Source organism: Vibrio sp. 811 (genome assembly GCF_033339195.1).
In genome coordinates this window covers 1-605 of record NZ_JAWOUB010000602.1, presented here as the reverse complement: position 1 = coordinate 605, position 605 = coordinate 1, and the positions used below count along the sequence as shown (strand labels likewise).

The 605-nt window shown below is 48.4% G+C and carries 1 protein-coding gene; it reads right to left on the bottom strand.

The genetic code is table 11. From position 1 onward, the window contains the following. On the bottom strand, window positions 1–605 hold a 605-nt coding region (locus tag R7Q46_RS28335), incomplete at both ends, for an AMP-binding protein (RefSeq protein WP_318078463.1).

Below are 605 nucleotides of genomic sequence, written 5' to 3'. Positions count from 1 at the left end.
GACAAAACCGCCAACCTCACTTTTTTCTACATCGTCGCCATGATGCCAAACATTATCGAACTTATCCCAGTAGGCGCGATGGTAACGCTCGCCTGAATCACGCCAGAACCCAGAAGGAAAATTAGGCAGTGAATTGGTGCAAACCAGCTCACCTCGTTCACCTACGACACTGTGACCTTGTGGATTAAATACTTGCGCATCAACGCCTAAGCCTGCGGATTGACACTCGCCTCGATAGACTGGTGATATCGGATTGCCTAATACAAAGCATCCGCAAATATCTGTGCCCCCAGCAATGGACGCTAAATGTACGTCTTCCTTTAAGTGCTCGTAAACGTAATCGAATTGCTCAGGATAAAGTACAGAGCCAGTTGAGCAAATCGTCTTGAGTGCGGGGAAAGCATCGGCTCTTTTCGGTGAGAATTGCGCTTTTTCAATCGCTTCTAGATATTTAGCCGACGTGCCAAACAAGGTCACGTCAGCATTTTGAGCAAGGCTCCACAGCACCTTGTGAGAAGGATAAACAGGGCTACCGTCAAAAATGACTAAGCACGCTCCGCTTGCAAGGGCGGAAACGTGCCAATTCCACATCATCCAACCACAGG